The organism is Pseudomonas sp. BN417 (assembly GCF_029871205.1).
GTDB lineage: Bacteria > Pseudomonadota > Gammaproteobacteria > Pseudomonadales > Pseudomonadaceae > Metapseudomonas.
In genome coordinates this window covers 141-13,686 of the sequence record NZ_SSOJ01000022.1, presented here as the reverse complement: position 1 = coordinate 13,686, position 13,546 = coordinate 141, and the positions used below count along the sequence as shown (strand labels likewise).

11 protein-coding genes are annotated in these 13,546 nt (G+C 65.5%); 7 read left to right on the top strand and 4 right to left on the bottom strand.

Features of this window, described 5'->3' with window-relative positions; genetic code table 11:
- Positions 1-312 precede the first annotated feature (312 nt).
- A complete protein-coding gene (locus E8F11_RS01365) occupies positions 313-1,293 on the bottom strand; it encodes a GlxA family transcriptional regulator (RefSeq protein WP_280287010.1) in 981 nt (326 codons plus the stop codon).
- Positions 1,294-1,398: 105 nt separating this feature from the next.
- Between E8F11_RS01365 and E8F11_RS01360 the strand changes: the two genes are divergently transcribed.
- The 3 genes from E8F11_RS01360 to E8F11_RS01350 all read left to right on the top strand — a co-directional run bounded on the left by E8F11_RS01360 (position 1,399) and on the right by E8F11_RS01350 (position 3,513).
- Positions 1,399-1,956 (top strand): cysteine hydrolase family protein, encoded by a 558-nt coding sequence (locus E8F11_RS01360; protein WP_280287009.1) that lies wholly within the window; start codon positions 1,399-1,401, stop codon positions 1,954-1,956.
- 289 nt (positions 1,957-2,245) lie between these two features.
- Complete coding sequence (gene hisN / locus E8F11_RS01355; protein WP_280287008.1) at positions 2,246-3,043, top strand: histidinol-phosphatase; 798 nt, start codon at positions 2,246-2,248, stop codon at positions 3,041-3,043.
- 260 nt (positions 3,044-3,303) lie between these two features.
- Positions 3,304-3,513, top strand: coding sequence for a cold-shock protein (locus E8F11_RS01350; RefSeq protein ID WP_280287007.1), 210 nt, complete (start codon positions 3,304-3,306; stop codon positions 3,511-3,513).
- 4 nt (positions 3,514-3,517) lie between these two features.
- Here E8F11_RS01350 and E8F11_RS01345 read toward each other — a convergent pair whose 3' ends face one another.
- The gene (locus E8F11_RS01345; protein WP_280287006.1) at positions 3,518-3,652 is read right to left on the bottom strand and encodes a hypothetical protein; all 135 of its coding nucleotides are present in this window, start codon (positions 3,650-3,652) and stop codon (positions 3,518-3,520) included.
- A gap of 2 nt (positions 3,653-3,654) precedes the next feature.
- On the opposite strand from E8F11_RS01345, the gene E8F11_RS01340 reads away from it, so the two are divergent.
- A complete protein-coding gene (locus E8F11_RS01340) occupies positions 3,655-4,383 on the top strand; it encodes an SAM-dependent methyltransferase (RefSeq protein ID WP_280287005.1) in 729 nt (242 codons plus the stop codon).
- A 26-nt stretch (positions 4,384-4,409) separates the two neighbouring features.
- On the opposite strand, the gene E8F11_RS01335 is transcribed toward E8F11_RS01340, so the two are convergent.
- Positions 4,410-4,655: a hypothetical protein gene (locus E8F11_RS01335; RefSeq protein ID WP_280287004.1), complete on the bottom strand. Its 246-nt coding sequence runs from the start codon at positions 4,653-4,655 to the stop codon at positions 4,410-4,412.
- A 186-nt stretch (positions 4,656-4,841) separates the two neighbouring features.
- On the opposite strand from E8F11_RS01335, the gene E8F11_RS01330 reads away from it, so the two are divergent.
- On the top strand, positions 4,842-5,453 hold the full coding sequence (locus tag E8F11_RS01330; protein ID WP_280287003.1) for an isochorismatase family cysteine hydrolase: 612 nt from the start codon (positions 4,842-4,844) through the stop codon (positions 5,451-5,453).
- Positions 5,454-5,681: 228 nt separating this feature from the next.
- Here the strand turns inward: E8F11_RS01330 and E8F11_RS01325 are convergent, their stop codons facing one another.
- Positions 5,682-9,809 (bottom strand): sulfite reductase subunit alpha, encoded by a 4,128-nt coding sequence (locus tag E8F11_RS01325; RefSeq protein ID WP_280287002.1) that lies wholly within the window; start codon positions 9,807-9,809, stop codon positions 5,682-5,684.
- 606 nt (positions 9,810-10,415) lie between these two features.
- Here E8F11_RS01325 and nirB point away from each other — a divergent pair.
- Positions 10,416-12,977 carry a nitrite reductase large subunit NirB gene (gene nirB / locus E8F11_RS01320; RefSeq protein WP_280287001.1) on the top strand — a complete coding sequence of 854 codons (2,562 nt, stop codon included), beginning with the start codon at positions 10,416-10,418 and terminating at the stop codon, positions 12,975-12,977.
- Entirely contained in the window at positions 12,977-13,345 is a 369-nt protein-coding gene (gene nirD, locus E8F11_RS01315) for a nitrite reductase small subunit NirD (RefSeq protein WP_280287000.1), read from the top strand. The genes nirB and nirD overlap by 1 nt, the downstream gene beginning before the upstream one ends.
- Positions 13,346-13,546: the final 201 nt, after the last annotated feature.

The window sequence follows — 13,546 nt, the reverse complement described above, 5'->3', positions numbered from 1 at the left end:
GGGCGGGGTCCTTGCCTCACCTCTTTCGCACAGGTTCAGGCAACGACTGGGCATCAGAATTGCGGCGCCCTGACAGGCGCGAGTCACCCCTCGCCCTTCGGGGCGAAGAGGCACGCTGTCGGAAGCACCGCTTCCGGTGCCGATGAGCGACTGAGCGCGTAGCGATCAGGCTGGGGCGCAGGGCGGGGGCCGGGGGAGAGGGATGTATCAGGCAGGCGTGGAGGTCTGAAAGAACCGTACTAGACACCTCTATTCGGTGCTGCAACAGCTAACGCAGACATAGCCAATGAATTCGCCCCTACAAGGAAGAACTCATCCTTCTGCCACACTGCGCCGCCCGAACCGCCGCCGATAGTCGGTGGGCGATAGCCCGACCATCTTGTTGAACACCTTGCGAAAGGCGCTCGGGTCCTGGTAGCCCACTTCCCAGGCGATCTGGTCCACCGAGCGGTTGGTGAGCTCCAGCAGTTCGCGGGCCTTGGCGGCACGCAGCTGCTGGCAGTACTCGGTGGGACGCAGGCCTGTGGCCAGCTGGAAGCGGCGCAGGAAGGTACGTTCGCCGAGTCCCGCCTGGGCGGCCATGTCCGGCAGGCTGGCATTGCGATTGTCCTGGCGCTGCAGCCAGTGCTGGACCTTGAGCACGGCCTCGTCGCCATGGTCGAGCCGGGGGACGAAGCGGCGGAAGTACTGCTGGGAGTGGCGGGTGAGGTCGAGTGCCAGGAAGCGCGCGGTGTTGGCGGCTATGGTCGGCCCCAGCAGGCGGTCCACCAGGGCCAGCCCCAGGTCGGTCCAGGCCATCACACCGCCGGCGGTGATGATGTCGCCGTCGTCCACCACCAGCTTGTCGGCATCCACCTTCACCTCCGGGTAGCGCTCGCCCAGGTCCTTGGCCAGGCTCCAGTGCGTGGTCAGCGGGCGGCCGGCCAGCAGCCCGGTCTGGGCCAGCAGGAAGGCCCCGGCACACACCGAACCCAGGGTAACGCCTGCCGCATGCTGGAAGCTGAGCCAGTCGGCGAAGGGTTGCAGCACCTCGGCCGGGGGCAGGGGGCCGATGCAGGGTACCGCTACCACAACCGTGGGGCGGCTATCGGCGTCCGGGTGACTGTCGAGGGTACAGCGGATTTCGCCATCCTCGCCGGCCGTCCAATGGCGCACGCGCAGTACTGGCAGCTTGGCGTCGGCATGCTCGCCAGCCATGCGATTGGCCACCGCGAACAGGTCGGAGAGGCCGTGGGCCGCTGCGAGCTGGGCACCGGGGTAGAGCAGGAGACCGATCTCCAGCATGGTCTTCATTGTCAGTTTTTCCTGCGAATTTGTCGGTTGCGCCGATACTGATCCGGCGCTGGGAAGTTCACCTTAGGCCCCATGTCTCCACTCCCACAACCCGAGGTGAATAACATGAGCAAGCAAGCCGTTATCGTCGTCGACATCCAGAACGATTACTTCCCCGGCGGCCTCTGGACCCTGCAAGGCGCAGAGGCCGCTGCCGACAAGGCCGCCCAGGTCATCGCCGGCGCCCGCGAAGCCGGCGACCTGGTGGTGCATATCCGTCACGAGTTCACCAGCCAGGACGCGCCCTTCTTCCGGCCCGGCTCGGAGGGCGCGCATATCCATCCCAAGGTGCTGAACGCGCCTGGCGAGCCCGTGGTCCTGAAGCATTTCGTCAATTCCTTCCGTGAAACCGAGCTGAAGGAGATCCTCGACCGCAACGGCGTGGAGAAGGTGACCGTGGTCGGCAGCATGAGCCACATGTGCGTCGACGGCGTCACCCGCGCGGCGGCGGACTATGGTTACGAGGTCACCGTTATCCATGATGCCTGCGCCACGCGGGACCTGGAGTTCAACGGCAGGACCATCCCCGCCGAGCAGGTCCATGCTGCCTTCATGTCCGCCCTGTCCTTCGCCTACGCCAAGGTGGTCTCCACTGGTGAATACCTCGAGCAGCAGGGTCGGTGACCCTGCTGCTGATGCAGTCGAGTGCGATCGATAACCTTCTCAACCTACGGGCCCCCGGCAAGGGGCCCGGCTCCGAAGGAATGCGCAAGATGGGCAGTACGAGACGGCACGCAGATCTACTCCCCACAAGGAACAGTTCAGCGCCGACCCGCTGGCGTTCATCCGTTCGTTGTGGTTGAGCGAAGTCCGGCGCAAGCAACTGGCCCGCCGCTTTTCCGGAAGCCAGGGTGGCTGGGGCGCCCTGGCCTATGCTGGAATTCAGCTCATCACTTTGTCCCCAGGAGTCCCCATGAACGACCGACCCCTTCCTCCAGAGTACCTGGAGTTCGCCGAAGAACTGGCCGATGCGGCAGCCAGGGTCACCCTGACCTACTTTCGCCTGCCGCTGGAGGTGGAGAACAAGGAGGCGGAGCGCTTCGACCCCGTGACCCTGGCGGACAAGGGCGCCGAGCGCGCCATGCGCGCGCTGATCGGCGAGCGCTTTCCCGGCCACGGTGTCCTCGGCGAAGAAGAGGAGAACATCGCGGGGGAAGAACCCTGGACCTGGGTACTGGACCCGGTGGATGGCACGCGCTCCTTTATCAGCGGCATCCCGCTCTGGGGCACCCTGATCGCCCTCAACGACGGCAGCCGCCCGGCACTGGGTGTGATGGACCAGCCCTTCACCCGCGAGCGCTTCATCGGCGATGGGGAAACCGCCTCACTCAATGGCCGGCCGATCCAGGCCCGTGCCTGCGGCAAGCTGGCCGAGGCCACCCTGATGGTCACCAGCCCCGAGCACTTCCAGCAGCCGCCCTACAGCGACATCTTCCAGCGCCTGGCCGGCGAGGCGCGGCTGGTGCGTTACAGCGGCGATTGCTATGCCTACTGCATGCTGGCGCTGGGGCTGGTGGATGTGGTGCTGGACCCGGGCCTCAAGCCCTACGACATCCAGGCGCTGATGCCGATCATCCAGGGTGCCGGCGGGGTGGTCAGCCGCTGGGACGGCGGGGACGCGCAGAACGGCGGCGACATCGTCGCCTGCGGCGATCCGCGCCTGCATGCGCTGATCCTCGACATGCTGCGAGGCCCGGCGAGCCCGGCCTGATGGCGGTCGATTCCGGGTTTTCCGGCCAAGCGCATGAATGCCAAACCCATTCCGGCGGAAAAATTTCCGCCGGGAAAATAAACCTGTACATCCCGGCCGAACCGCGTATAGTCGCGCCACTGTTCTGCAATTGTCTCTGCGATACTTGGCTCGATGTTCTGATTGATATTCTTTCATCTCCTCGATTCGTTACAGCTTTCGCAACTCAGTAATTCCCTGAATTAATTCAGGATTATTTTGTTTTATCTTGGAGTTATGAAATGTCCAATCGTCAATCCGGCACCGTCAAGTGGTTCAACGATGAAAAAGGCTTCGGCTTCATCACCCCGGCAGAAGGCGCTGATCTGTTCGTTCACTACCGTTCGATCGAAAGCACCGGCTTCAAGAGCCTGAGCGAAGGTCAGCAAGTGACTTTCGAAGTGGTCAAGGGCCAGAAAGGTCTGCAGGCCGATAAAGTCCAGGTAGTCTGAGACTTCATCTGTCTTGAAAAGCCCCGCCTAGCGGGGCTTTTTTATTTTCAGCAATGAAAACTTCGAAAGTTCCGTTCAATTGATCGTTTTCACGGAATATTTCGTTGTTCATCGCCCCCTGGCGTTGTCGATATTTCATCAATGAATATCCAGCGCAGCTCTCCTGGCGGCATCGCCCATACATCGGGAGAGTTCTGCATGCCGGGTTATCAGGTCAAATATCAGGATATATCGGTGGGGGATATGGATTTTCATATCCGCTCGCTGCTCGATCTTCAGCAATATCACGACCCCGAACTGGTGGCGGAACGCCTGGGGATTTCACCCGAGAGCTGGCCGTTGTTCGGGCAGGTCTGGCCCTCGAGCCAGGTGCTGGCCCACGCCATGCTGACGATGGATCTCGAAGGCAAGCGCGTGCTCGAACTGGGCGCCGGCCTGGCGCTGGCGAGCCTGGTGGTGCATCGGCGCGGTGGCGACATCACCGCCAGCGACTATCACCCGTTGAGCCCCGCGTTCCTCGATGAAAACCTACGGTTGAACGACCTCGGTCCGCTCAAGTACCTGTCTGCCGACTGGGGCGTTCTCAATGACGACCTGGGCCTGTTCGACCTGATCATCGGCAGCGACCTCATCTATGAGTACGGCCAGCCGGCAGTCCTCGCCGCCTTCATCGACCGCCATTCCGCCGACCAGGTGGATGTGTTCATCGTCGACCCCAACCGGCCCAACCGCGCTTCGTTCTGCCGCGAAATGGCCGAACTGGAGTACGAGGGAAGCAGGAGCCGCGCGGATTGCGTCCTGGGAAATGGCGAGGCGTTCAAGGGCTCGCTGCTGCATTTCCAGCGCGATGATGGGCAGTTCAATCAATAGGTAAGCCGGCTCGGTTGCCTGGAGATTCAGCAGGCACCCGAGCTGAAGACCGGAGCGTGGTTCTCGTCAATCCGAACGAGCTTGCTGAGTGCGTCCTCGGCCGCGGCCATGGCCTCCGACAGCCGTGGGAAATGATGTTCGCCATAAACCAGGTGGAAACCGACTTCCGCTTCCGGGGCATGCGACCGCACTGCCACGAAGGCCAGCGCGTGGTCACCATTCATGCACGCTTCGCTCCAGGCGATGTGTCCCGGGAAAATGCGTTGTTTCATGGCGACCTCCGACGTGGGCGGGTTCGCGCTCAGGCTGTCGCTCCACTATCCGCCTGTTTTGCCGGCGAGTGGTTGTGTTTTTCCGATGAAGCCGACAAAAGGCGGTGCGTCCCACGTCTCTGCGCAGCCTATTCGCCAGGCCTATCTACACTGGCGAAGGTCATCGACCGGATCGAGAACTGTGCCATGAGCTATCCCCGAGAGGGCACCGGCTTGCTGCTGGTGGACCCGTACAACGATTTCCTCAGCGAAGGCGGCAAGCTCAACGGGCTGGCAAAGCCCGTGGCGGAAGCCGTCGGTACCCTGGACAACCTGCGCAAGGTGCTGGCGGCCGTGCGCAAGGCGGGTATCCAGGTCTTCTACGTGCCCCACCACCGGGCGCGGCCCAACGACTTCAGGACCTGGAAGCACCCCAGCCCCTACCAGCTGGGTGCCAGCCGCGCCCAGGTGTTCGCCGCGGGCAGCTGGGGTGGGGAATGGCACCCGGATTTCCAGCCGACGGAGCAGGACGTGATGGTCCAGGAGCACTGGGGCGCCAGCGGCTTCGCCAATACCGACCTCGACTACCAGCTCAAGCAGCATGGGGTGCAGCGGGTGATCCTGGTCGGGATGCTGGCCAATACCTGCATCGAGTCCACCGGCCGCTTCGCCGCGGAGCTGGGCTACCACGTGACCCTGGTGACTGATGCCACGGCGGCGTTCTCGCCGGAAGCCATGCGCGCCGCCCATGAATTGAACGGCCCGACCTATGCCCATGTCATCTTCACCACCGAAGAGTTGTTGGCGGCGATCGCCTAGGGATTCGAGGCCGTGCTGGTGTGTAGGGTGAAAATCCACGATGTGGATTTCCACCATCGAGGCTCCCTTCAACCCGCTTGCCGCCGGGAAATCCAGAGCTGGTGGATCGATGAAGCGTGATCCACCTTACGGCTTGCATCTTGGCATCGCCCCTCTCCCCAGCCCTCTCCCTGAAGGGAGAGGGGGCAGTCCGCAGGATGGGGGGCGATCACTCCGTCGACTTTCCGCTCAATACACATCCCGCACATAACGCTTGTCCCGCGCCATGGCGCTGACATAGGCCTCGGCATCGGCGGCGCTGAAACCGCCGTGTTCGCGCACCACCGTCTTGAGGGCGGCGTCCACATCCTTGGCCATGCGGCTGGCATCGCCGCAGACATAGAAGTGCGCGCCGTCCTGCAGCCAGCGCCAGAGCTCGGCACCCTGTTCGAGCATGCGTTGCTGTACGTAGACCTTCTCCGCCTGGTCGCGGGAGAACGCGGTGTCGAGGCGGTGCAGGTGGCCGTCGGCCAGCCAGGTTTCCAGCTCCTCGCGATAGTAGAAGTCCGACGCTTGCCGTTGCTCGCCGAAGAACAGCCAGTTGCGACCCTTGGCGCCGGATGCCTGGCGTTCCTGGAGGAAGGCGCGGAAGGGGGCGATACCGGTGCCGGGGCCGACCATGATCATCGGCCGCGTCGGGTCCTTCGGCGTGCGGAAGTGGGCGGACTTCTGGATGAAGATGGGGACTTCGCCCTGCTCGGCGCGGTCGGCCAGGAAGGCCGAGCAGACGCCGCCGCGGGCGCGGTCTTCGCTGCCGTAGCGGACGGTGGATACGGTCAGGTGCACCTCGTCCGGGGTGGCCAGGGGGCTGGAGGCGATGGAGTAGAGGCGCGGCTGCAGGCGTTTGAGCAGGGCCAGCAGTTCCGCCGCGCTGGCCTGGATGGGGAAGGCACGCAGCAGGTCGGGCAGTTGCTTGCCCCAGAGCCAGTCGGCCAGCTCGGCCTTGCTCGCTGGCTCGAGCAGGCGCACCAGTTCCGGGCTGCGCGAACGTTCGGCGATGAATCGCAGCAGTTCCGGAGTGACCTTGGCGATTTCGAAATGCCGTCCCAGGGCCCTGGCCAGCGGCATGCTGCCCTGGTCCTTGACCTCGACCGGCTGGCCGCCATCCAGGCCCAGGGCCTTGATGAGCTCGTCCACCAGGCCCGGGCAGTTGCTCGGCCAGACGCCCAGGGCGTCGCCGGCCTGGTAGGTCAGGCCGCTGCCCTTGAGGTCCAGGACGATCTGCCGGGTTTCCTTGTCGGAGCCCGCTGCATTGAGCACGCGGTTCTGCAACAGGCGGCTGCGCAGCGGTTGCTGGCGGCTGTAGGCGGGCGTCGGTTCGTCCGCGACCTCGGCTTCCACCCCTGCCAGCTCCGCCACCGGCTGCGGGGCGGTGGCGCCGGTCAGGGCGTTGCGTACGGCGGCGAGCCAGGCGCGTGCCGGCTCTTCATACTCCGGCTCGCAGTCCACCCGTGGTGCCAGACGCCGCGCGCCCAGGGCTTCCAGGCGGGCGTCGAGCCTGCGGCCGAAACCGCAGAACTGATCGTAGTTGGAGTCACCCATGGCCAGCACGGCAAACTCCAGGCCGGCGAGCGAGGGAGCGCCGTCACCTTCCAGGGCGTTCCAGAGGCTGGCGCCATTGTCGGACGGGTCGCCGTCGCCGAAGGTGCTGGCGATCAGCAGGGCGGTGCCGGCACCGGCCAGTTCGGCGGGCTGGATGGCGTCCATGGAGCGCACCACGGCGGGACGACCGTCAGCCTTGAGCTGTTCGGCGCAGAGGCTGGCGAAGCTTTCCGCGTTGCCAGTCTGGGAGCACCAGAGCACCAGTAGCGGCCTCTCCGGTGCCGGTGCCGGTGCCGGAGCGACCTGTACGTCCCCGCTGCGGGAAAACAGGCCGGCCAGCAGACCGTCCAGCAGCAGGCGGGTGTCCGCAGCCAGGGGGGCATTGGCCGGCAGGGTCGGTACGCCGCCCTGCTTGCGGCTTTCCTCGCTGCGCAGGCCGAGCAGGTAGCCCTGCAGGTAGCGTTGCTCGGTGGGTGCCAGGCAGAGCTCGGTGCCGGGGTCCAGGTTCAGCAGGCGGGCGAAGGCGTTGATCGGCATGTCGGCGAGTTCCTCCGGAAAACCGGCCGCGGCATTGGCCGGGACCGGCTCGACTTCTACCAAGGGGATGAGCTGGGGGCTGGCCGGAACGGGCGCCAGGGCGACGGCGCTGTACTTGAATTCCGGCTGCAGCGAAATGGGGTCGATGGCGTCGCTGGTCACGGCGTTGATCGCCAGGTCGTCGCCATACAGGTCATTCCAGTGGAAGGGTGCGAAGCAGTTGCCCGGCCGCACGCGGTCGGTGACCACTGCCGGCAGCACAGCGCGGCCGCGCCGGGAGCGCACTTCCACCTGGCCCTTGTCGAGGATGCCGAGGCGGCTCGCATCGATCGGGTGCAGTTCGAGGAAGGGGCCCGGGTTGAGCTTGTTCAGGGTGGCGACCTTGCCGGTCTTGGTCAGGGTGTGCCACTGGTGCTGCACCCGACCGGTGTTGAGCACCAGGGGGAAGGCGTCGTCCGGCAATTCCGCCGGGTCCATGTGCGGACGGGCGAAGAACACGCCCTTGCCGTGCGGGGTGGCGAAGGCGATGGCCGGGCGGTTGCCGTCGGCATCGAGCTTCGGCGCCTGGCTGACGCCGTCGTTGAGGTAGCGAATGGGATTGCGGGCATTGCTCGCGGCGCCCGGCGCGCAGGGCCATTGCAGCGGGCCCTGACGCAGCAGTTCATGGCTGGCGCCGCGGATGTCATAGCCGGTCGCCGGATTCCAGGCCAGCTTGATCTCTTCGAACACCTCGGCAGCCGAGGCGTAGTCGAAGGCGTCGGCATAGCCCATCGCGCAAGCAACGCGGGCAATGATCTGCCAGTCCGGCAGGCTGTCGCCGGGCGCGTCCACCGCTTTCTGGGTCAGGGTCAGGTTGCGTTCGGAGTTGATCATCACGCCTTCGGCTTCGGCCCAGAGGGCGCCAGGCAGGAGGATGTCGGCGTAGCCATTGGTCTCGGTGTCGAGGAAAGCGTCCTGGGTGATTACCAGTTCGGCGGCCTGCAGGCCCTCGATCGCCTGACGGCGGTTCGGCACAGTCGCTACCGGATTGGTGCAGATGATCCAGCAGGCCTTGATGCTGCCCTTTGCCATGTCTTCGAACATGGCCACCGTGCCGTTGCCGCCGTCCTGGCGCAGGCTGCCGTGGGGCAGCTGCCACATGGCTTCGATGAAGCGGCGGTCGGCCTCCACCAGCAACGAACGCTGGCCGGGCAGGCCGGGCCCCATGTAGCCCATCTCGCGGCCCCCCATGGCGTTGGGCTGGCCGGTGAGGGAGAAGGGGCCGCTGCCGGGGCGGCAGATGGCGCCAGTGGCCAGGTGCAGGTTGCACAAGGCGTTGGTGTTCCAGGTGCCGTGGGTGCTCTGGTTCAGGCCCATGGTCCAGCAGCTCATCCATTCACCGGCTTCGCCGATCCACTGGGCGGCCTTGCGGATGTCCGCCTCGGCCAGGCCGGTGATGGCGGCAACCCGCTCCGGGCTGTAGTCCTCGAGGAAATCCTCCATGACCTCCCAGCCCTGGGTATGGGCCGCGATGAAGGCCGGGTCGGTGTGGCCATTCTTGTGCAGCAGGTGCAGCAGGCCGTTGAGCAGGGCCAGGTCGGTGCCCGGCTTGATCGGCAGGTAAAGGCTGGCCTTGTCGGCGGTGGCGGTACGGCGCGGGTCGACCACGATCAACTTCGCGCCGGCCTTGACCCTGTCCATCATGCGCAGGAAGAGGATCGGGTGGCAGTCGGCCATGTTGGCGCCGGTCACCAGGAACAGGTCGGCACGGTCGAAGTCCTGGTAGGAGCCGGGCGGGCCGTCGGAGCCGAGGGAGAGCTTGTAGCCGCTGCCGGCACTGGCCATGCACAGGCGCGAGTTGGATTCGATATGGCGGGTGCGGATGAATCCCTTGGCCAGCTTGTTGGCCAGGTACTGGGCTTCGAGGGACATCTGCCCGGACACATAGAAGGAAATGGCGTCGGGGCCGTGGGTCTCGAGCAGCGCGCGCAGGCGGTTGGCGGTGTCGCGGATGGCTTCGTCTATCCCGGTGCGCACCGGGTCGCGGCTGCGCTCGTGGCGCAGGTAGGCGTGTTCCATGCGTCCGGAGTCGGCGATCGCCTGGGCACAGGTATTGCCCTTGGTGCAGAGGCGACCGGAGTTGGTGGGGTGGGCCTTGTCGCCGGTCACCTTCACCACGCGGTTGTCCGCCACTTCCATGACGATGCCGCAGCCGACACCGCAATAAGGACACACGCTTCGAACAGTCTTATTGGCCATATCCAACACCCTGGAGCGGAAACGAAAAAGCGCCATGCCACCCACCGTCGGAACGGGGGAGACACGGCGCCTTTGTCGTGGGGTAGGGCAATCGGCATTGATTGCCTTGCCGGTGCTATCGCAAGGCACATGCCAAGTTGCCCTGAACCGCGTCCAGGCTTTGCACGGCGGCGCTTGCAGGCATTTGTCGGGTGTTTTCCGGGGGTGGCGAGCCGGCTTCAGGATGGGGCGGGAAGGGCGCCGTTGCACCGTTTTGGTTCTCGTGCCGGCAGGCGCCACGAAGGCTTCGAATAGTGCGAACGAAATCTGCGCAAATCGCTGCAGGCCGCGCTGCTGCTGCGCCGGGGCGGCGCTCGGGGAGGCGCGTCAATGGCCTTTTCGCAAAACTGGCACAGCCACTGCATGTGCAGGACCGGACCCACCGCGAACACTGCGGAGGGCGGCCCGGCAGATCAATGGCGATCGTTCCCCCGGGCTCGCAGGTGCGTCAGGCAGCGTGGCCCGGCGACACCCATGAATGAACAGGCAAAGGCGCCTGGGACGGATGAGTCCCAGGCGTTTTTTTTTGCCCCCGAAAACGTGATTGGCTTGGGCCGGGTGCTACCTATGAACTCCAACGTCGCTTCCACTCCTGATGTGCAAACGCTGATCGTCATCGGCAATGGCATGGTCGGCCATCATTGCGTCGAGCAACTGATCGAGCGCGGCGCGCTGGACCGCTATCGCATCGAGGTCTTCAGCGAAGAACCGCTGCGTGCCTACGATCGCGTGCACCTTTCCGAATATTTCGGCGGCCGCGATGCCGAGTCGCTGGCCCTGGGTGAAGCCAGCCTCTACCAGCGTCCCGGCGTGACCCTGCACCTGGGCGTGCCGGTGCTGGAGATCAACCGCGAGCGCCATGAGGTGATCACCGCCCAGGGCTGCCTGGCCTACGACAAGCTGGTGCTGGCGACCGGCTCCTACCCTTTCGTACCGCCCATCGAGGGCGCCGAAGGCGATTCGCGCCTGGTCTACCGCACCCTGGCTGACCTCGACACCATCCGCGCGGCGGCGGCCAATGCGCGCCGTGGCGTGGTGGTGGGCGGCGGCCTGCTCGGCCTGGAAGCGGCCAATGCGCTGAAATCCCTCGGCCTGGATGCCCATGTGGTGGAGTTCGCCCCGCGCCTGATGCCGGTGCAGCTGGACGACCAGGGTGGCCAGGCCCTCAAGGCGCGGATCGAGGAACTGGGCGTCGGCGTGCACCTGTCCAAGGCCACCCAGTCCATCAGCGCCGGTGAGGAATACCGCTACCGGATGAACTTCGCCGGCGAAGACTTCCTCGAAACCGACCTGATCGTCTTCTCCGCCGGCATCCGCCCGCAGGACGCGCTGGCCCGCCAGTGCGGCCTGGAACTTGGCGCCCGTGGTGGTGTGGCCATCGATGGCCAGTGCGCCACGTCGGACCCGGACATCTTCGCCATCGGCGAATGCGCGTCCTGGAACGGCAGTATCTTCGGCCTGGTCGCCCCCGGCTACCAGATGGCCCGCAACGTTGCCGCCCAGCTCTGCGGCGAGGACGGCGAGACCTTCATCGGCGCCGACATGTCCACCAAGCTCAAACTGCTCGGCGTGGACGTGGGCTCCATCGGCGACGCCCACGGTGCGCTGCCGGGCGCCCGTAGTTATCGCTTCATCGACGAAGCCACCTCCAGCTACCGCCGGCTGGTGGTCTCGGCGGACGGCAAGCAGGCCCTGGGCGCCGTGCTGGTGGGCGACAACAGCTACTACGACACCCTGCTGCAGTACGTGCAGAACGGCATCAAGCTGCCGGCCGACCCGGCCAGCCTGATCCTGCCGGTGGGCGAGGGCGCCCCGGCCCTGGGCGCCGATGCGCTGCCGGCCACCGCCACCGTCTGCTCCTGCCACAACGTCAGCAAGGGCGCGATCTGCTCGGCCATCGACGGCGGCTGCACGGACGTCGCCGGCGTGAAGGCCTGCACCAAGGCGGCCACCGGTTGCGGCGGCTGCGCGGCGCTCCTCAAGCAGGTGGTCGAGCACGAACTCTCGGCCCGCGGCGTGGCGGTGGACAAGAGCCTCTGCGAACACTTCGCCTACACCCGCCAGGAGCTCTATGCGCTGGTCCGCGTGGAGGGCATCGAGACCTTCGACGAAATGCTGGCCAAGCACGGTCGCGGCCATGTCGGCTGCGATATCTGCAAGCCGGCCATCGGCTCCATCCTCGCCTCCTGCTGGAATCGGCCGATCCAGGACCCCTGGCTGGTCCCGCTGCAGGACACCAACGACACCTTCATGGCCAACATGCAGAAGAACGGTACCTACTCGGTGGTGCCGCGCATCCCGGGTGGCGAGATCACCCCGGAAGGCCTGATCGCCATCGGTGAAGTGGCGAAGAAGTACAACCTCTACACCAAGATCACCGGCGGCCAGCGCATCGACCTGTTCGGCGCGCAGCTGCACGAGTTGCCGGACATCTGGGGCGAGCTGATCGCCGCCGGTTTCGAGACCGGCCACGCCTACGGCAAATCCACCCGTACCGTGAAGTCCTGCGTCGGCAGCACCTGGTGCCGCTACGGCGTGCAGGACAGCGTGAAGATGGCCTTGGACATCGAGCATCGCTACAAGGGCCTGCGCTCGCCGCACAAGCTGAAGTTCGCCGTGAGCGGCTGCACCCGCGAATGCGCCGAGGCGCAAAGCAAGGATGTGGGCGTGATCGCCACCGAGAAGGGCTGGAACCTCTACGTCAGCGGTAACGGCGGCATGCGCCCGCGCCACGCCGAGCTGTTCGCCACCGACCTGGATGACGAGACGCTGATCCGCTACATCGACCGCTTCCTGATGTTCTACATCCGCACCGCCGACAAGCTGCAGCGCACCTCGGTCTGGCGCGAGAGCCTGGAGGGCGGCCTGGACTACCTCAAGGCGGTGATCATCGACGACAGCCTGGGTTTGGCCGAGGAGCTGGAAACGCAGATGCAACTGGTGGTGGACCGCTATGAATGCGAGTGGGCCAACGCCATAAAGGACCCGGAGAAGCTCAAGCGCTTCCGCACCTTCGTCAACGACGGCCGCGGCGATCCGGATATCCGATTCATCGAAGAACGCGGCCAGATCCGCCCGCTCCGGGCGGACGAAGCCGAGCTTATCCCCTTGGTGGAGGAGGTGGTCTGATGAACCAAGCAAGCGTGCAACCCAGTGAAGTCCGGGGCCGTTGGCAAGCCGTCTGCAACCGCGCCGACCTGGTGCCCAATTCCGGCGTGGTGGCCTGGGTGACCAATATCCAGGTGGCGCTGTTCTACCTGCCGGGGGAGGCCGGCGAGCAGCTCTTCGCAGTGCAGAACCATGATCCGCTGGCTCGGGCCAATGTGATCGGCCGCGGCATCATCGGCCACCTCGGCGGCGACCTGGTGATCGCCTCGCCGCTGTACAAGCAGCACTATCGCCTGGAGGACGGCACCTGCCTGGAGTTCCCCGAGCAGCAGCTGCGGGTCTGGCCGGTGCGCCTGCAGGGCGATGTGGTGGAGATCGGCCTGGGCTGAGGCCGGGTAGAAAACCTGTAGGGGCGAATTCATTCGCCAAGGGACGCGCAGCGTCCCCCTGGAGCCTTCCAAGGCAGACCTGCGGCCTGCTTGGCGAATGAATTGGCTATGTCTGCGTTAAGGGTTGCTAGAGCGTTCTGAGCCGAGCTGCTTATCGAGTGGGCTGCGAGTCCCTGTTTCGCCTCCCGGCGAGTCACTTCT

What these genes read in the sequence shown, in the direction of transcription:
- E8F11_RS01325 (WP_280287002.1), bottom strand. Translation starts at nt 9,809, where the DNA reads ATGGCCAATAAGACTGTTCGAAGCGTGTGTCCTTATTGCGGTGTCGGC.
- E8F11_RS01360 (WP_280287009.1), top strand. Translation starts at nt 1,399, where the DNA reads ATGAGCAAGCAAGCCGTTATCGTCGTCGACATCCAGAACGATTACTTC.
- E8F11_RS01335 (WP_280287004.1), bottom strand. Translation starts at nt 4,655, where the DNA reads ATGAAACAACGCATTTTCCCGGGACACATCGCCTGGAGCGAAGCGTGC.
- E8F11_RS01330 (WP_280287003.1), top strand. Translation starts at nt 4,842, where the DNA reads ATGAGCTATCCCCGAGAGGGCACCGGCTTGCTGCTGGTGGACCCGTAC.
- E8F11_RS01340 (WP_280287005.1), top strand. Translation starts at nt 3,655, where the DNA reads ATGAATATCCAGCGCAGCTCTCCTGGCGGCATCGCCCATACATCGGGA.
- E8F11_RS01350 (WP_280287007.1), top strand. Translation starts at nt 3,304, where the DNA reads ATGTCCAATCGTCAATCCGGCACCGTCAAGTGGTTCAACGATGAAAAA.
- nirB (WP_280287001.1), top strand. Translation starts at nt 10,416, where the DNA reads ATGAACTCCAACGTCGCTTCCACTCCTGATGTGCAAACGCTGATCGTC.
- nirD (WP_280287000.1), top strand. Translation starts at nt 12,977, where the DNA reads ATGAACCAAGCAAGCGTGCAACCCAGTGAAGTCCGGGGCCGTTGGCAA.
- E8F11_RS01365 (WP_280287010.1), bottom strand. Translation starts at nt 1,293, where the DNA reads ATGAAGACCATGCTGGAGATCGGTCTCCTGCTCTACCCCGGTGCCCAG.
- E8F11_RS01345 (WP_280287006.1), bottom strand. Translation starts at nt 3,652, where the DNA reads ATGAAATATCGACAACGCCAGGGGGCGATGAACAACGAAATATTCCGT.
- hisN (WP_280287008.1), top strand. Translation starts at nt 2,246, where the DNA reads ATGAACGACCGACCCCTTCCTCCAGAGTACCTGGAGTTCGCCGAAGAA.